Raw genomic sequence first — 18546 nt, 5'->3', positions numbered from 1 at the left:
AAGAACATGCGTAAAAAAGTAATTGCAGGTAACTGGAAAATGAATAAACTACTAGGTGAAGCTGTACAATTTGTCGAAGACACCAAAGACAAAGTAGCTAGCAATGACAAGGTAGAATCTGTAGTTTGTGCACCTTTTCCTTACTTACCAACATTAGTAGAAAAAACAAAAGGAACCGACCTAGAGGTTGCAGCACAAAACATGCATTTTGAAGAAAGTGGTGCATTTACTGGCGAGGTAAGCCCAAGTATGCTTGCTGACATTGGTGTAACATACGTAGTGCTAGGACACTCTGAGCGTCGTGAAATGTTTGCTGAAACAGATGAAACAGTAAACAAAAAAGCTCATGCTGCCTTTGCTCATAACTTAGTACCAATTGTTTGTGTTGGTGAAACACTAGAACAACGTGAAGCAAATCAAACGATGACTGTCGTGGAAGAGCAAGTAAAAGCAGCACTTGCAGGCCTTTCAGAAGAGCAGGTTAAAGAAACGATTATTGCTTATGAGCCAATCTGGGCAATTGGAACAGGAAAAACAGCTACTTCTGAACAAGCTAACGAAGTATGTACACATATCCGTAAAGTCGTAGCAGAGGCGGTTTCTGCTGCAGCAGCTGACGCTGTTCGTATTCAATACGGTGGAAGTGTCAAACCAGCTAATGTGGACGAATTATTAGCACAATCTGATATCGATGGGGCATTAGTAGGTGGTGCAAGTCTTGAGGCTGATTCCTTCTTACAGCTAGTGGAGGCTGGTACAAAATGAGCCAGAATAAACTAGCAGCACTGATCATTCTTGATGGTTATGCATTAAGAGATGAAGAAAAAGGAAATGCAGTAAAACAAGCTAATACACCAAACTTTGATCGTTACTGGAACCAATACCCAACAAGCCAATTGACTGCCTGTGGAGAAGCGGTTGGTCTTCCAGAGGGACAGATGGGTAACTCAGAAGTTGGCCACCTAAATATTGGTGCCGGTCGTATTGTGTATCAAAGCTTAACTCGTGTTAATTTATCAATTAAAGATGGCGACTTCTTCGACAATCAAGTATTACTAAATGCAGTAGAACATGCGAAGAAAAATGACAAAGCACTGCACGTTTTCGGACTGTTGTCTGATGGTGGTGTACATAGTCATATTGAGCATATGTATGCAGTATTAAAGCTTGCTGCAGACAAAGGTCTAAAAAAAGTATATGTACATGCCTTTTTAGACGGTCGTGATGTTGATCAAAAATCAGCTAAAATCTATATTGAACAAGCTTTAGAAAAAATGAATGAATATGGTGTCGGAGAGTTCGCTACGATTTCTGGACGCTATTATTCCATGGATCGTGACAAGCGTTGGGATCGTGTTAAAAAGTCTTACGATGCGATGGTATATGGAGAAGGACCTAAATATACCGATCCGTTCGAAGTTGTAGAAGATTCATACAAAAATGAAATCTATGATGAATTCGTCATTCCGTCTGTGATTACAGATGAGAATGGGGAGCCAAAAGCTACGATTCAAGATGAAGATTCCGTGATTTTCTATAACTTCCGTCCAGACCGTGCGATCCAAATTTCACGTACATTTGCGAATGAAGATTTCCGTGATTTTGACCGTGGTGACAAGGCACCAAAGAATATTCATTTCGTTTGTTTAACAAACTTCAGTGAAACAGTCGATGGTTATGTTGCTTATGAACCAGTTAATTTGGATAATACGGTTGGTGAGGTCTTAGCACAAAATGATCTAAATCAATTACGTATTGCTGAAACGGAAAAGTATCCACACGTTACTTTCTTCATGAGTGGGGGGCGTGAGCAAGAATTCCCTGGTGAAAAGCGTATATTAATCGATTCACCAAAAGTGGCAACATATGACTTGAAGCCAGAAATGAGCGCATATGAAGTTACAGATGCCCTATTAGAAGAGTTGGATAAAGATGAGCAAAATGCGATCATCTTAAACTTTGCCAATCCAGATATGGTCGGTCACTCTGGTATGCTGGAGCCGACAGTTAAGGCAATCGAGACCGTTGATGAATGTCTAGGAAAAGTGGTTGACAAAATCATTGAAAAAGGCGGCCAAGCGATTATTACAGCCGACCATGGTAACTCTGATGAAGTAGTTACACTTGATGGTGATCCAATGACAGCTCATACAACCAATCCGGTGCCAGTCATCGTGACAAAAGATGGTGTAGAGTTGCGTGATGGTGGAATTCTAGCTGATCTAGCACCAACATTATTAGATTTATTAAACGTAGAAAAACCAAAAGAGATGACAGGCGAAAGCCTTATTCAAAAATAATATTATAAAGGAGAGTTTTAAATTATGCCTTACATTACAGATGTTTATGCACGCGAAGTATTAGATTCTCGTGGTAACCCAACAGTTGAAGTTGAAATTTTCACAGAAGCAGGAGCATTCGGTTCTGCACTAGTTCCAAGTGGTGCGTCTACTGGTGAACACGAAGCAGTTGAATTACGTGATGGTGATAAAGACCGTTACTTAGGAAAAGGTGTTTTAAAAGCTGTAGAAAATGTTAATGAAGTAATTGCACCTGAATTATTAGGTATCGACGTAACTCGTCAAGTTGTGATTGACCAACTACTATTAGAACTTGATGGTACAGAAAACAAAGGAAAATTAGGTGCGAATGCCATCCTTGGTGTATCTATGGCAGCAGCACATGCAGCAGCTGACTACTTAGGAGTACCTTTATACACTTACTTAGGTGGATTCAACGCAACAACACTTCCTACACCGATGATGAATATCCTTAACGGTGGAGAGCATGCAGATAACAACGTAGATATTCAAGAATTTATGATTATGCCTGTAGGTGCTCCAACATTCCGTGAAGCACTTCGCATGGGTGCAGAAGTATTCCATAACTTGAAAAAAGTTTTAAGTGGAAAAGGCTACAACACTGGTGTTGGTGACGAAGGTGGTTTCGCACCAAACTTAAAATCAAATGAAGAAGCACTTTCTACAATCATTGAAGCAATCGAAGCTGCTGGATACAAACCAGGAGAAGAAGTGAAGCTTGCAATGGACGTAGCATCTTCTGAATTCTATGAAGATGGCAAGTACAACCTTAAAGGAGAAGGCGTTGTTCGTACTTCTGAAGAAATGGTTGCGTGGTATGAGGAAATGATCAACAAGTACCCAATCGTATCTATTGAAGATGGTTTAGATGAAAACGACTGGGAAGGTCACAAGCTACTTACTGACCGTATCGGTGACCGTGTACAATTAGTTGGAGACGACTTATTCGTTACAAACACAAAACGTCTTGCACAAGGTATCGAGCAAGGTGTAGGTAACTCTATCCTTGTAAAAGTGAACCAAATCGGTACACTAACAGAAACTTTCGAAGCGATCGAAATGGCAAAACGCGCTGGATATACAGCAGTTATTTCTCACCGTTCTGGTGAAACAGAAGATGCAACAATCGCAGATATCGCTGTTGCAACTAACGCTGGACAGATCAAAACAGGTGCTCCATCTCGTACTGACCGTGTTGCGAAATACAACCAACTACTTCGTATCGAAGACGAACTAGTAGGAACAGCAAAATACGCTGGAAAGACAGCATTCTACAACTTAAACAAATAAGCAATAGCATGATTAAAACAGCACCCCAATAGGAGGTGCTGTTTTTGTTTTAGGATTAGAATGTATAAAATTTGTACATTAGTTGGTTTCGAGCTGCAGAAGTTAATTCCCACAACCCCGACTAACCTCGATCTGTCGGTCATTTTATTAATGGAAAAATCCCTGATTTTATTTGATAGATTTTCCGTTAAAAACAGTTTTATCGGTAAAAACCTTCAGTTTTATCGACCTATTTCCCGGTTAAGCCGGTTTTACCGGGAAATCTTACAGTTACATTCAGTACTTTTCCTGGTATTATACCTCTGTTCATATAATCAAAGCTTAGCTACCATGATACCTATTATGTTGTGAGCAATGCAAATTCTTCTTGACAGTTTACAGATGGGAGTGTAATATGAATGTGGTTGTAAATGATAATCTTTTTCAATTAGAATAAATACATAAGAGAGGGGACAAACTTTTTATGAAAAAGGGACTATTGCTATTAATGCTGGGATTGCTCGTTAGTATCTTTATTGTTGCTTGTGGAACTGACAACAGTGAAACAGAAGAGGAGCAAAATCAGGAAGAACCAAATACAGAGGATGAAGCAGCTGCAGAGAGTGGTGCTATTACTGTCTCAGACGTTCATGGAGAGCATACATTTGATGAAGTGCCAAAACGTATTGTTGTATTAGAGTGGGTTTATGCGGAAGATTTATTGGCGCTTGGTGTGCAACCAGTGGGTATGGCTGATATCGAAGGATACCAATCATGGGTTAACATAGAACCTGAATTAGATGAGGAAGTAGAAGATGTAGGGACTCGTCAGGAACCAAATTTGGAAGCTATACATGCCTTAGATCCAGATGTTATTATTACTGCTAATTATCGTCATGAAGCGATTATGGACAGTTTAGAAGATATTGCACCAACATTAGCTTATAATCCATATCCTGACGAAGGAGAAGGTACACAATATGAAGAAATGGAAGCTACTTTCAAGGAAATGGCTAAACTTGTTCAAAAAGAAGAGCAAGCAGACGAAATTTTAACTGAATTGGATCAAAGTTATCAGGATATCGAAGCAGAAATTGCGGAAGCAGGTATAGAGAATACTGATTTTGTACTATCACAGGCATATAGCTCTGATAACTCTCCTGTTATTCGATTATTTAAAGATAATGCGATGGCAACGGAAATTATGACTAAAATCGGTTTGGAAAATGCCTACCAGTCAGAAGGGTTCCAACTTTACGGTTTTGATGAAACTAGTGTAGAATCATTACAGACTGCTCAAGATGCTCATTTCTTCTATATTGTGCAGGAAGATGATAATGTCTTCACTAATCAATTGGCAGGGAATCCTGCGTGGGAAGAGCTTGCATTTGTGAAAGAAGATCGAACATATCAATTGCCAGGTGATACATGGACATTTGGTGGTCCATTATCTGCCGAAGTTTTTGCGAATCAAATTAAGGAAGCATTAAAACAAGAGAAGTGATAACGGATGTCAAAACAGAGTTATATAGCAAGAGCGGTTCTGACCTTTGGTGGTGGAACCGTCCTTTTGCTTTTCTTATTATTTATACATATGAATCAAGGTAGTGTCTCGATTGCGCCCTCTACTATTTTTAATGCAATTTTCTGGCCGGAAGATCAGTTGGAACACCATACCGTTCGTTTTCTACGCATGCCACGAGCAGTTATTGGTATATTGGCAGGTGGCGCATTAGCAGTGTCTGGAGTGCTTTTGCAAACGATAACGAAAAATCCGTTAGCATCTGCCAGTACCTTGGGGATTCATTCTGGCTCTTATTTTGCGGTCGTATTTGCTAGTGTATTTATTTCAGCAACAAGTGGTTGGAGTGGCTTATTAGTTGCTTTTCTAGGCGGTATTTTAACAGCAGTTCTTGTATATACGTTGGCGGGTGTGGCTAATGCGAATCCTGTCAAAATGGTATTAGCGGGCATGGTTATTACGATGATGTTCTCCGCTTTTACTTCGCTATTACAGATCTTTTTTGAAAATGAGACAGCTGGTCTATTTTTATGGGGATCAGGAACACTCGTGCAAAATAACTGGCAAGGTGTACAATTTGCCTTACCTTTTATCATATTTGGACTTATAGGCTCTTTATGGATTGCGAAATCTTTAGACTTGTTTCAATTGGGAGAAGAAGTAGCGACTGGCTTAGGACAAAAAGTACAGCGAATCAGAATCGTCACGGTAATAATTGCTGTTTTTCTCACCTCAGTAACCGTCAGTGTGGTTGGACCGATCGGGTTTGTCGGGTTGATTGCACCTCATCTAATTAAATTATTAGGTTTTCAAAAGCATTATGTAGTCATTTTAGCTTCTTTTTTATGGGGAGCAGTTGTCTTAATAGGTGCTGATGTCCTTGCTAGAATATTAGATCCGTCTTTTTCCGAGTTGCCTGTAGGAGCTATTACAGCATTTATTGGTGCTCCGTGGTTAATCTGGCTAATTATGAATAAGCAAAACAAGAAATATAGTAGCAAGGATACAGGTATACTAGCAGGGCAAATTAATTCGCCAGTGATCCAAAAATGGGGAATTCTCATCCTTAGTTTGATTGCAGTAATGATTTTATTTGTCGGTATTTCTACTGGAAATAATGGTATCCAATTAATTCAGACCTTTCAGGCGCTCTTTTTAAACAATGATGATTTTATTAAAAATATGGTGCTTGATTTACGACTACCAAGGTTATTAGTTGCTGCAGTAAGTGGTGTGTTGTTAGCGATTAGTGGCTATATTTTTCAGGGGGTATTACGTAATCCACTAGCAGATCCATCTGTAATTGGTATTACATCAGGAGCTGGTGTAGGAGCATTAATTTTCCTCTATATTGGTTCTATTTCGGCCGTATGGGTTCCGTTAGGTGCGTTTATTGGTGCAATTGTAGCCTTTATAGTTGTTATGGTCCTTGCTTATCGTGCCGAATTCCAGCCGGCTTTGTTAGCATTACTTGGTATCGGTATATCTGCATTTGGTTCAGCTGTGATTCAAATTATGATAGTTCGTTCAGATATGGCAGTAGCATCTGCCTTAACTTGGTTATCTGGCACGACCTATGCAAAAAGTTGGTCGGAATTGGTATATTATTTAGTTGGACCACTGATCATTCTTGTCCCCATTGTCTATTTAGTCAGTGACCGGATTCATACATTAGGACTGGGAGATGATACAGCAAAAGGGTTAGGGTTATCGGTATTGAAGACGCGGTTTTATTTAGCATTATTAGCTTCTGTTGTAGCAGCTGCAAGTGTTGCAACGGTTGGTACAATAGGATTTGTTGGGTTAATTGCACCACATGTTGCTCGTTTGTTGTTAGGTCCGGCACATAAGCATTTGTTTTTCACCACAGCATTGTTAGGTGGTGTCATTCTCATGGTTGCTGACGTATTAAGTAGAACGCTATTAGTGCCTAAAGAAATCCCTTCAGGAATTATAGTAGCGATCATCGGAGCACCTTATTTCTTATGGTTAATGAATCGATCAAATAAAGTGAGACTATGATCAGTGCGGGATTTAACCCATTGATCACTAGCGAAACTTAACAGGGTGTTAGCATCTCTTTATCCGCCACTTTGAGCTTCCTCGATTTACTTGAAGCTTGAAGTGGGGAGGGCTAGCACTGTATTAAATAGAAAACGATTGCAATTATTACTATTTCGTATTAGAATACTTGGTAGGATATTCATGTATGCGCTTTATTTTAATGAAAGTAGCACATACATAAGATAAAACGGGAAAGCCCACCCGGTCCTTTTCATTGACCAAAATAATAGATCGATGGTATAAAGTAGTTATTTTGAGATGGATATTGGGCGTAACAACCGCTACGGCTTGCCCACTCCGCTTTCCGTGGGGCGTGTCTTCAGCTAACTTTTGTAAAGAAGATCGCTTTACAAAAGTGGATCTTCAGATCACGCTGATCCCACAGGAGTCGAAGTGGACGCCTACGCTAAATAACGTTCTACATTGTTTTAACGTATGGACATTACGTCTTTTATTTCACATTGTATAAAACCTTAAAAAGTAAGCTGTCACATACGTTGTAGCGCTGCTTTATAGCGAAGGCCGCCCGCTTCAACTCCTGTGGGAACTGTTTTACCTGAAGATCCACTTTTTCAAGCGGTTTTTGCTTGGAAAAGTTAGCTGAAGGTAAAACCCCACGGAAAGGGAAGCGGGCAGCCGGAGCGGTTGACTTGCACTAGCTAGCTTTCAAAACAGCAACTCCATATGTATAACTATTCTTGTTTCTTAAAATATACGTGATGAATCACCTTTTCCTATCATACTTGCTTATAAAAGTTGTGATATCAATGGTTATATACTTTCCTTATAATTAATTAAAAAAACGACCCAGAATAAAATTCTGAGTCGCTTTCGCGATTATTGATTCGTTTTTTCACGGACAAATGCTTCTACTTCATCTGCTGTATCCATACTTAGAAGCTGATCCTTGTATGAAGCCAATTCTTCTTTCGATAGGTCTTTAATTTGTGTACGAGCAGGCAAGATGGATGTTGCACTCATACTAAATTCATCAAGACCTAATCCAAGTAGAATCGGAATGGCGATGGAATCACCAGCCATTTCCCCACACATTCCAGCCCATTTACCTTCGGCATGTGCTGCTTCAATCACATTATTGACAAGGTTAAGGATTGCTGGGTGATATGGTTGGTATAAGTAGCTTACTCGTTCATTCATACGGTCAGCTGCTAATGTATACTGAATTAAGTCATTTGTTCCAATACTGAAAAAGTCAACTTCTTTGGCAAATTGACGTGCAATAACTGCAGTGGAAGGAATCTCAACCATAATACCAACTTCGATATTCTCTGATACTTCTGTTCCTTCATTCGTCAAGTTTTCTTTTTCTTCCAATAGAATAGCTTTCGCTTGACGGAATTCATCCAGTGTTGCAATCATTGGGAACATAATTTTTAAATTTCCGTATGTACTTGCACGAAGTAGTGCGCGTAGTTGTGTACGGAAAATATCATCACGTTCTAGACAAAGACGGATGGCACGATAACCAAGGAATGGGTTCATTTCATCCGGTAATTCTAAATATGGAAGCTCTTTATCTCCACCGATATCCAGTGTACGAACGACTACAGGCTTGTCTCCCATTTGTTCCAATACCGATTTATAAGCATCAAATTGCTCATCTTCTGTTGGAAGTTCATTTTTACCCATGTATAAGAATTCAGTACGATATAAACCAACACCTTCACCACCATTGTTGATAATACCTTCTACATCGTTTGGTGTTCCAATGTTAGCTACTAATTCAACATGTGTACCGTCTTTAGAAACAGTAGGCTCATCTTTCAGTTTAGCCCATTCTTGTTTCTGCTTTTCAAAATCTTCTTGTTTCTTTCGATATTCTTGCACTTCATCTTCTGTTGGATTGATAATGACTGCACCATCAATACCATCGACGATTAAGATGTCGCCTTCTTTTGCTTGCTCTGTAATCGTTTTGGTTCCAACTACTGCTGGAATTTCTAAAGAGCGGGCCATGATGGCGGAGTGAGAAGTACGGCCACCAATATTCGTTGTAAAACCTTGCACAAATTGTTTATTTAATTGTGCCGTATCAGATGGAGTTAAGTCTTCCGCAATGACAATTACTTCTTCATCTATTAAGGCAGGGTTCGGGAATGAAACCTCTAATAAATGTGCCATAACTCGTTTCGTGACATCCTTGATATCAGCAGCACGTTCTCTCATATATTCATTGTCCATATTTTCGAACATGTCAATAAACATTTGTGCTGTTTCATCTAATGCAAATTCCGCATTGACTTGTTCTGACTCAATCTTATCCTTGATTGGATTAATGAGCTCAGGATCACCTAGTACTAGTAAATGAGCAGAAAAAATTTCCGCATGCTCGTCTCCTAAGGAGGTACGAGCATGCTCTTTAATTTTTTCTAATTCTGATTTAGAAACTTCCAACGCTTTCGTTAAGCGCTCAATTTCACTTGTTGTATCATCTACTTTCTTTTTGTCAAAAGAAAGGTCTGGAATAGCGAGCTTGTAAGCTTTAGCAATCGCAATTCCATTAGATGCTGCTATACCTGTTAATTGACTCATGTATGAATTACTCTCCTAGACCTTCTGATTTGATAACCTCAACAACTGCGTCTAGTGCTTCTTGTTCATCAGAACCGTCTGCAACGATTTTGATTTCAGCACCTTGAGGAATACCTAGAGACATAACACCCATAATTGATTTTAAGTTAATGGATTTCCCGTTATATTCTAAGTTCATATCAGATGCAAAGCTACCTGCTTTATTCACTAGTACTGTTGCTGGACGTGCGTGAACTCCTGTTTCATCTGTGATTGTTACTGTTTTTTCTACTGCCATAAAGAAAAACCTCCTAATAAAATTATATTTAGATAGTACTACAACCTAATTTTACTCTTTCTATAGGTTATATTTCAAGGGAAATTATAAAGTAACATGCTTATTATAAAGATTGTGTAAAGTTGTGACAAGCCATTTGCTTTTCAATCCATGTGACAATATCGTGAAATATCTCTTTTTTGTTGGTTTCATTTAAAATTTCGTGCCTTCCCTTTTCATATAAATGATAGTCAACCTGTTTCAAACCAATAGAACGGTAAAATGCAACTACTTTTTTTACCCCTTGTCCATATTGTCCGACAGGGTCTTCTTTTCCACTTATAAAATACAATGGAAGATATTTTGGAATGGTATCAGTTGTATCTTTCGATTGAATTAATTGTAATCCAGTATATAAATCGTAAAAAAACTGATTGCTCGGGATAAAGCCACACCATTTATCTTGTTGATATTTTTCAACTTCATTTTGATCAGAACATATCCAATCAAAAGTCGTTTGATTATCTGTATTTTTGTTATAGCCGAAAAAAGTAAGTTTATTCATTAATTTTGCTTCTCTATTTTTTCCTTTGATATGGCCGACTGTTTTAGCAAGTTGTTTGGCAATTTTCAATAAACCGTTTGGTTGGAAACCTGTACCAACGAGAATAACTCCTGTTAAACGTTCAGGTGCTAACGTGATATATCTTCTACTAATAAAGGATCCCATACTATGTCCAATAAGAAAAATCGGGACTTGTGGATGTTTTGCTTCAATCATCTCTGTCAGTTCGATGCAATCTTGTACGACACGCTCAAACCCGTTTGCTTCAGCAAAATAGCCAAGTGCGTTTGCATGCTCACCAGTGTGACCATGTCCACGATGATCATGACCATAGACTGTAAATCCGTGTGCTGTTAAGTATGTCGCAAAGCTCTGATACCGCTCGATATGTTCGACCATGCCATGAGCAATTTGAATAATTGCCTTTGGTGACGAGCTGCCTTGCCAGCACTTAACGAAAAGTTCATGGTCATCATTCGTACGAAACCAAAAAGAATCACTCTTCACCTTGTTCACGCTCCTTTTCTATAGCTGGTCCGATAAATTCTGGGTGGAATGCGGACGTTTGTTCCGTTATTAGTGACAAAATTACTGTAATTAGCGTTCATGCGGACATCTATTCCGCTATTCATTGAAAATAACGCAAATGTAAGCCGAATTGACTCGAATAAAGGATTAAATGTCCGCTCTACAAACATTATCCAGTCTCTGTATGGACATTCACTATTTCATATTCCATCTTATTATATCATTAGGGGGATGATTAGTAGAAACCTCTTGCTATTTGGTATACTTTTTGCTACATTGTAAATATGTATTTGTACGTCTAAGGGGGGTTTGCAACATGTTAACCGTTGCAATGACTTTGTTAATTATTGATGCCATCGTATTAATCGTATTTGTATTATTACAGTCCGGAAAGAGTGCAGGACTATCTGGAGCTATTTCAGGTGGCGCCGAGCAATTATTCGGGAAGCAAAAAGCAAGAGGTGTCGATGCAGTATTACACCGTGGAACAGTCATCACGGGTGTATTACTATTTGTTCTTACTTTTGCTATTGCTTATCTATTATAATCAATAAAGGACAAATTAATATAGCATCAATAAAACATCCTTTGCAAAAATGCAGAGGATGTTTTTGTTTAAACATTAAAGGAATGTGAAAAAGATTAAAGGGAAATATACATTAATAGGATGTGGGCAGTCCAACTGTCTTGCTTGATGAAAGGAGTCTACATAGAAATGAAGATGAAACAACCAGAACCATTTATGTTTGAAGGAGACGAACGTGCGGTATTATTATTACATGGTTTTACTGGTCATTCAGCAGATATGAGAATGCTTGGAAGATATTTAAATGGTGAAGGGTATACATGTTATGCACCGATCTACCGAGGGCATGGCAAGTCTCCGGAAGAATTAATAGGTGTTACTGCTGAAGAATGGTGGGAAGATGTTCAACAAGCTTATCAACATCTTAAAGATAATGGTTATCAAAAGGTTGCAGTTGTAGGTTTATCGCTTGGAGGAGTATTAGCTTTACGGCTAGCAGGGAATACACCACTACAAGGAGTAGTAACGATGTGTTCGCCGATGTACTTTGACAATGAGCAGCAATTAACAATAGGTTTCCGGAAATTTGCCAAAGAGTATAAACAATTAGAAGGAAAAGAAGATGACAAAATCGAAGAAGAGGTAGAGCAATTATTAGAAGAGTCAAAAGAACTTTTTCGAGAAATTGAAACGTCGATTACACGTGTTAAGGAAAATGTAGATATGATTTACACACCGACTTTCGTAGTACAAGCAACAAATGATGAAATAATTAATCCGGAAAGTGCGAATTATATTTATGAAAATGTAGAATCTGATAATAAGCAGATTAAATGGTATGAAAATGCAGGACATGCGATTACATTTAGCAAGGATAAAGAGCAATTACATGAAGATGTGGCTGCATTTTTAGAATCACTGGACTGGTAATAGCCATACTATAAGAAAAACAACTGGAACTAGACATCTCTGTATATACTTACTTTTAAAGCAGAAAATAGAGAAAGAGGTGACGATATGGAATCATTACAACAACAAATACGAGACTATTTTAATGAAAATGCTACAAAGCCTTTGTCGGTACAGGAAATTGAAGAGGTTCTAGAATTGGAAGGCGCGGATCAATTTACAGAATTAATGAAAGCTTTAAACGATCTGGAAGAATCAGGTGAATTAATTCGAACACGAAAAAATCGCTATGGCTTACCAGAAAAAATGAATTTAATCCGTGGAACGATTCAAATGCATGCGAAAGGATTTGCCTTCTTAATCCCGGATGATGAGGGAATGGAGGATGTGTATATTAATCATGCCGATTTAGCGTCTGCTATGAATGGAGATAAGGTTTTTGTCCGTGTCGATCGACGTGATGATGATGGAAAAAGAGCGGAAGGCGTCGTCGTTAGGATTATTGAACGTTATACGAAAGAAATTATCGGTACGTATGAAGATAACGGTGCATTCGGTTTTGTTATCGCAGATGACAAACGAATACCAAATGATATCTTTGTACCGAAAGGAGAAGCAAAAGGCGCTGTAGAAGGTCATAAAGTTATTGTTGAAATCACCAAATATCCAGAAGGTCGAATGAGTGCTGAAGGAAGTGTGGTGGAGATCCTAGGGCATAAAAATGATCCTGGAATGGATATTTTATCGATCATTTATAAAAATGGTATTGCGATCGATTTTCCACCAGAAGTACTAGAACAAGCGGAAAATATTTCCGAGGAAATAAGCGAAAAAGATGTCCAAGGGCGTCGTGACTTAAGAGATGAAACAATTGTTACAATTGATGGAGCAGATGCGAAGGATTTAGATGATGCAGTAACAGTTAAAAGGTTGGACAATGGTAATTACAAATTAGGAGTTTACATTGCCGACGTGACTCATTATGTAAAAGAAGATTCTCCTATTGATAAGGAAGCTTTTGAGCGCGGCACAAGTGTTTATTTGGTTGACCGAGTTATTCCAATGATCCCACACCGTTTATCTAATGGTATTTGTTCATTAAATCCACAGGTTGATCGTCTCGTATTAGGCTGTGATATGGAAATTAGTCCGAAAGGTGAAGTAGTCAATCACGAAATTTTCCAGGCAGTCATTAAAACCACCGAAAGAATGACGTATAAAGCGGTCAATCAAATATTAGTTGATAATGATCAGGAAACGATCGATCGTTATCAAGCATTAGTGCCTATGTTTAAAGATATGGAAGATTTAGCCGAGATATTAAGAGGAAAACGATTTGGACGAGGTGCGATTGACTTTGATTTTAAAGAAGCACAAGTATTAGTAAATGACGAAGGAAAAGCACAAGACGTTGTGATTCGAGAGCGTTCAGTAGGAGAACGTTTAATAGAAGAGTTTATGTTATGTGCCAATGAAACAATAGCAGAGCATTTTCACTGGATGGACGTTCCTTTTATTCATCGTATCCACGAAGATCCAGACCCGTCTAAACTGCAAACATTCTTTGAATTTATCGCAAGATTCGGTTATGTCGTGAAAGGAACATCGAATGAAATCCACCCGCAAGCATTACAAAATGTTTTAGATGAAGTAGCGGGAACAGATGAAGATATGATTATTTCTAAACTAATGTTACGCTCGATGAAACAAGCGAAATATGATCCGCAGGGGATCGGACATTTTGGGTTAGCAACTGAGTTTTATACGCATTTTACTTCCCCGATCCGAAGATATCCGGACTTAATTGTTCATCGGTTAATCAGGACCTATCTCATCGAAAACAAATTAGATGAACAGACAAGGCAGCACTGGAAAGATAAGATGCCAGTCATTGCCAAACAAGCTTCCTTAAAAGAAAGAGCTGCAGTGGATGCTGAACGTGAAGTAGATGACTTGAAAAAAGCAGAATACATGCAAGATAAAATAGGCGAAGAGTACGAAGGTGTGATTAGCTCTGTTACAAACTTTGGTCTGTTTGTAGAACTGCCAAATACGGTGGAAGGTCTTGTGCATGTTAGCTATTTAACGGATGACTATTATCATTTTGACGAGCGGGCTTATGCAATGATCGGGGAAAGAACCGGTAATGTATTTCAAGTAGGTGATGCCATCACGATAAAAGTTGCACAAGTCAATCTAGATGAACGCGCTGTTGACTTTGAGATTGTTGGAATGTCGCCGAGAAAAAAGAAACCTTCTAATGAAGAAAAAGTCATCAATGCCAAGCGTGGTAATGGTGGATTAAAGAAGACAGCAAAAAAATCTCAAAAATCAGCAGCAAATGGCAAGAAAAAGAAAAAAGGTAGTAAAAAGAAGAAGAATAAATGATTAAGTTTACCGATGCAGCTGGGATCTTGCTTATTCCAGCTGTTGAAGGTTGGGAAATAATCAATCTTTCTTAGAAAATTTTAACTAACCATTCGCACGTTTCTCAATTTTTTGTTAAAATAGGCTTTACGTAGCAATAGGAGGAACGGATTATGGGAAAAAATGATGGAAGAGTAATCGCGCAAAATAAAAAAGCAAATCATGATTACTTTATAGAAGAAACATATGAAGCTGGCCTTGTCCTCCAAGGAACGGAGATAAAATCAATCCGAGCAGGACGAGTTAACCTAAAAGACAGTTTTGCAACGATTAAACAAGGGGAAGCATATATTAACAATATGCACATTTCACCATATGAGCAGGGAAATCGTTATAATCATGAGCCTACTCGTGCTCGAAAATTGTTATTACATCGGAAGCAAATCGATAAGTTAATTGGAGAAAGTCAGCAAGCAGGGTATTCGATTATTCCATTGAAAATCTATATTAAAAATGGTTTTGCCAAGGTCCTTATTGGTTTAGGGAAAGGGAAAAAGAAATATGATAAACGAGAAGATTTAAAACAGAAACAGGCCAAGCGTGATATGGATCGGGCAATCAAAGATCGATTGAACTAAAATTTACCAAGAGAGTTATCTTGAATTCCATATAATTTATGGTATAATATAAATTATCGGCAGGACATCTATAATTGAATAAGAGCGAGTAAGATTGCTCTTGTCCGTGGACCCTTATATTCTTAATATGGGGACGTTACGGATTCGACAGGGGTAGATCGAGCTCAGGTTGCGCGTCGAGGTTACGTCTCGTAAAACGTTATCGCCAATAATAACTGGCAAAGAAAACAATTACTCTTTAGCAGCTGCGTAAGCACTGTTAAAGGATCCTTCCTACCATCGCCCATGTGGTAGATTGAAGGGTCTCACTTATTAGTGGGCTACGCTACCATCCTCCGTCTGTGGATCGGTAGAAGAGATTAATCAGACTAGCTACTCGGACGCCTGTTGGTAGGCAGAAGAGCTAGCGAATGCGTAATATACCAACTATGCGTGTAGACGCCTGAGTGGCGATATCCTTGGACGTGGGTTCGATTAGAAAATAGTCGCCTTATGTGGTAACACATAAGTGAAAATTCGGCTTTATCGGTGAAACCTACGTTGCCATTATGGTAATAAGGCAATACCGAGCGGTATGTGGAGTAATCCAACAGCCGTGTATCGACTTATAGGCTACCTTTTTAGGTAGTACTAGGATGCAAAATGCTACTTTCATTGCTAAGAAAGTAAATCTAAATTTTGCATAATACGCCGAGGAACCTGATCAGACTATGCAGGTTCAAGATATAGTCAGTGCCATGACGAAAGCATGGAATAGCACGTCCCACCGTCTCCACCAATACATAATTGGTGGTTTTTTTATTGGTTTTTGTGACGTAAAGCATAAAATTTCCGTTTGGAAGCTTTATGCTTTATTTTTTTTTAGGAAATTTTATGCTTGATTCTTCAACTTTCATAGCTAATATATTACGAATTCATCATTTATATCGACAATTAAATTTCAAAGTGAAATTGTAAATCACTTTGCACTTATTATTGTGGTTCAATTCATTATGGACACAAAAAATATTTATTGGTAATTTTCAATGTTGTGGTATAAATGAAAGGTTTGAAGAATCAATGTAGGATTTTATATTACGTTTCTTCTAAATGAGAAAAATAGATAGTTTTCATTTAAAAGGATATCATCAAACATTTTTAGTAAAGAAAAGTGTATTTGATAAATTTAAAAATTGATCCGCTTTAAGGGGAGGGATTGCATAAAAAAATGAGGAAGTATCCACTCCCTCATTTTTTATGTCTGAAATACAAGTTGCACTAACATATTTAATTATTTCCAAAAATATATAATTTATTCAAAGAAGGCGATTTAAAAATTCAATTTAGCTGTTTTCAATCATCATCGTATTGATACTTGTGCATCGGCATAATTAATCCATCTGGCGCTGTTCGTAAACATTATTGTTGGAAACTCTCTAATTAATAAATGGTGAGAAGTGAGCTATTTATTTAGTCTTCATAGAAGGAATCGGTATCGTATCTGTTACGATTTCCGATTCCTTTTGTGTCCTCACCTAAATGCCTTTTCCTTTAGTGTAAAGTCGGTATCCACTGTTATTGTTGAAATAAAGTTTGATAATTTAAAATGAGGTTCGATAATTTATAAAAGGGTTTGATACAATTACATTGATCTATGGATTGAGACAATCCAACAAACGGACCTGATTGTTATATAAAATAAAGGTTATCCTAGATTATGTAGGATAACTTTTATTTTTACCCTTTTTTCTTGTGAAAAGTAATGCTTGCGAAACTATGGCAAGTACAGGTAATTCAATTAACGGCCCAATAACTAAAGCCAAAGCAATAAGAGGTTGATCAGGGAATGCTGTCACAGCTATAGCCAAAGACACTGGTGAATTCCTAGCAATAATCGTCATATTTAAGCTAACCGTATCTTCATAAGAAAACTTTAAAAATCTTCCAACAAAGCGTCCTACTACATAGTTAATAACAAAAAATGATAAAACTGGAATAATTAAAATGTAAATAACTTCTAGTTTTACAAGTAAGTAAGAACCTTGGGAAGCAAACATTGCCATAATAGCTAATGATAAAAAGAAAATTTGGGCATTGCCGAAAAAGGGAATAATCTTATTGTTTAAAACAGATTTTTTTCTTAATAAGAGTCGTGTAAGATGAGCAAGTATAAATGGAATAACTAATACAATTACTATACTTTCTATAAGTGTTGACATGGGTATCGATTCAATAGTTCCAGCAAATATTAACAAATATACTGGTAAAAGTACGACTTGCAAAATTAAATTAATCGGCAAAACAGATGTTGAAAGAGACACATTTCCTTTTGCTATACCAGTAAACGTTAGATACCAATCTGTACAAGGTGTTACCATAAGCATGATAAAACCAATCCATAAAGCAGGATAATCAGATAAGAAAACAGAACCTAAACCCCAAGCTAATATTGGTGTCCAGATAAAATTAATGATCGTACTGGACCCTAGAAATTTAATATTTGAAAAAGCCTTCTTTAATTGTTGTAATGGAATTGTTAAAAACAATCCGTATAGCATTAACAATAGAAATGGTGTAATAAGATTTTCGGCATATTGTTCAATGATGTTTACCTGTCCTAATAAGAGACCTAAACTAACAGCAAATAATATAATAAAGGTTTGTAGTTTATCTAATACCCCCATAAAAAATTCAATCCTTCTTAAAACTATGTAATCCAATTACTAGTAAGTATAGTATAATTACATTTCTATTGCATTCTTTTCATTCCGCAATCGCCCAATTGTGGAAGATTAGCACTGGAAAATGATCAATCTTTTTTTCAAAACAGGTTCTTTAAATTAACGTAAAAAAGCAAGTTTCTGGGTTGTTTTTAATCAAACTTTATTTTAAAGCCACAGTTATATAGCTTAGCCCCTGCCAAAAATTTGGTTTCCATGTTAAAAAGTTCTTATCTCTGCTAAATAGTTGTACATTGAGATAAGAGCATAGGGAAAACAGAGGGCATTATTCAATTTGAATTCAATAGCTTTTTAATCATAGATCAAAT

At 37.6% G+C, this 18546-nt stretch carries 13 protein-coding genes and 1 other RNA gene; 10 read left to right on the top strand and 4 right to left on the bottom strand.

The features are described 5' to 3' along the window. Positions 1–6 precede the first annotated feature (6 nt). The 5 genes from tpiA to GH715_RS05130 all read left to right on the top strand — a co-directional run bounded on the left by tpiA (position 7) and on the right by GH715_RS05130 (position 7134). Positions 7–765, top strand: a complete 759-nt coding sequence (gene tpiA, locus GH715_RS05150; protein ID WP_153834502.1) for a triose-phosphate isomerase — start codon at positions 7–9, stop codon at positions 763–765. Beyond that, the gene (gene gpmI, locus GH715_RS05145; protein WP_153834503.1) at positions 762–2300 is read left to right on the top strand and encodes a 2,3-bisphosphoglycerate-independent phosphoglycerate mutase; all 1539 of its coding nucleotides are present in this window, start codon (positions 762–764) and stop codon (positions 2298–2300) included. The genes tpiA and gpmI overlap by 4 nt, the downstream gene beginning before the upstream one ends. A 24-nt stretch (positions 2301–2324) precedes the next feature. Further along, on the top strand, positions 2325–3611 hold the full coding sequence (eno, locus tag GH715_RS05140) for a phosphopyruvate hydratase (protein WP_018930946.1): 1287 nt from the start codon (positions 2325–2327) through the stop codon (positions 3609–3611). Between the two features lie 463 nt (positions 3612–4074). Then, positions 4075–5094 (top strand): ABC transporter substrate-binding protein, encoded by a 1020-nt coding sequence (locus GH715_RS05135; RefSeq protein ID WP_153834504.1) that lies wholly within the window; start codon positions 4075–4077, stop codon positions 5092–5094. A 6-nt stretch (positions 5095–5100) separates the two neighbouring features. Beyond that, on the top strand, positions 5101–7134 hold the full coding sequence (locus tag GH715_RS05130) for an iron ABC transporter permease (protein ID WP_153834505.1): 2034 nt from the start codon (positions 5101–5103) through the stop codon (positions 7132–7134). An 879-nt stretch (positions 7135–8013) separates the two neighbouring features. Here GH715_RS05130 and ptsP read toward each other — a convergent pair. The 3 genes from ptsP to GH715_RS05115 form a co-directional block, all read right to left on the bottom strand. Then, a complete protein-coding gene (ptsP, locus tag GH715_RS05125) occupies positions 8014–9729 on the bottom strand; it encodes a phosphoenolpyruvate--protein phosphotransferase (protein ID WP_153834506.1) in 1716 nt (571 codons plus the stop codon). Positions 9730–9736: 7 nt separating this feature from the next. Further along, entirely contained in the window at positions 9737–10006 is a 270-nt protein-coding gene (locus GH715_RS05120; RefSeq protein ID WP_018930942.1) for a phosphocarrier protein HPr, read from the bottom strand. 103 nt (positions 10007–10109) lie between these two features. Continuing rightward, positions 10110–11057, bottom strand: coding sequence for an alpha/beta hydrolase (locus GH715_RS05115; protein ID WP_163578458.1), 948 nt, complete (start codon positions 11055–11057; stop codon positions 10110–10112). A 337-nt stretch (positions 11058–11394) separates the two neighbouring features. On the opposite strand from GH715_RS05115, the gene secG reads away from it, so the two are divergent. The 5 genes from secG to ssrA all read left to right on the top strand — a co-directional run bounded on the left by secG (position 11395) and on the right by ssrA (position 15995). Then, positions 11395–11625: a preprotein translocase subunit SecG gene (gene secG, locus GH715_RS05110; RefSeq protein WP_018930939.1), complete on the top strand. Its 231-nt coding sequence runs from the start codon at positions 11395–11397 to the stop codon at positions 11623–11625. A 168-nt stretch (positions 11626–11793) separates the two neighbouring features. Beyond that, the gene (locus GH715_RS05105) at positions 11794–12534 is read left to right on the top strand and encodes an alpha/beta hydrolase (RefSeq protein WP_153834507.1); all 741 of its coding nucleotides are present in this window, start codon (positions 11794–11796) and stop codon (positions 12532–12534) included. 87 nt (positions 12535–12621) lie between these two features. Continuing rightward, positions 12622–14901 (top strand): ribonuclease R, encoded by a 2280-nt coding sequence (gene rnr / locus GH715_RS05100; RefSeq protein ID WP_153834508.1) that lies wholly within the window; start codon positions 12622–12624, stop codon positions 14899–14901. 152 nt (positions 14902–15053) lie between these two features. Continuing rightward, positions 15054–15518, top strand: coding sequence for an SsrA-binding protein SmpB (smpB, locus tag GH715_RS05095; protein ID WP_018930936.1), 465 nt, complete (start codon positions 15054–15056; stop codon positions 15516–15518). Positions 15519–15655: 137 nt separating this feature from the next. Then, positions 15656–15995: a transfer-messenger RNA gene (ssrA, locus tag GH715_RS05090) on the top strand. A gap of 1217 nt (positions 15996–17212) precedes the next feature. On the opposite strand, the gene GH715_RS05085 is transcribed toward ssrA, so the two are convergent. Then, the gene (locus tag GH715_RS05085) at positions 17213–18181 is read right to left on the bottom strand and encodes an arsenic resistance protein (RefSeq protein ID WP_153834509.1); all 969 of its coding nucleotides are present in this window, start codon (positions 18179–18181) and stop codon (positions 17213–17215) included. Positions 18182–18546 lie beyond the last annotated feature (365 nt).

Origin of the sequence: Gracilibacillus thailandensis (genome assembly GCF_010994055.1) — a bacterium.
Taxonomy (GTDB): Bacteria; Bacillota; Bacilli; order Bacillales; family Amphibacillaceae; genus Gracilibacillus; species Gracilibacillus lacisalsi.
This window is presented reverse-complemented; position numbering and strand designations above follow the sequence as displayed.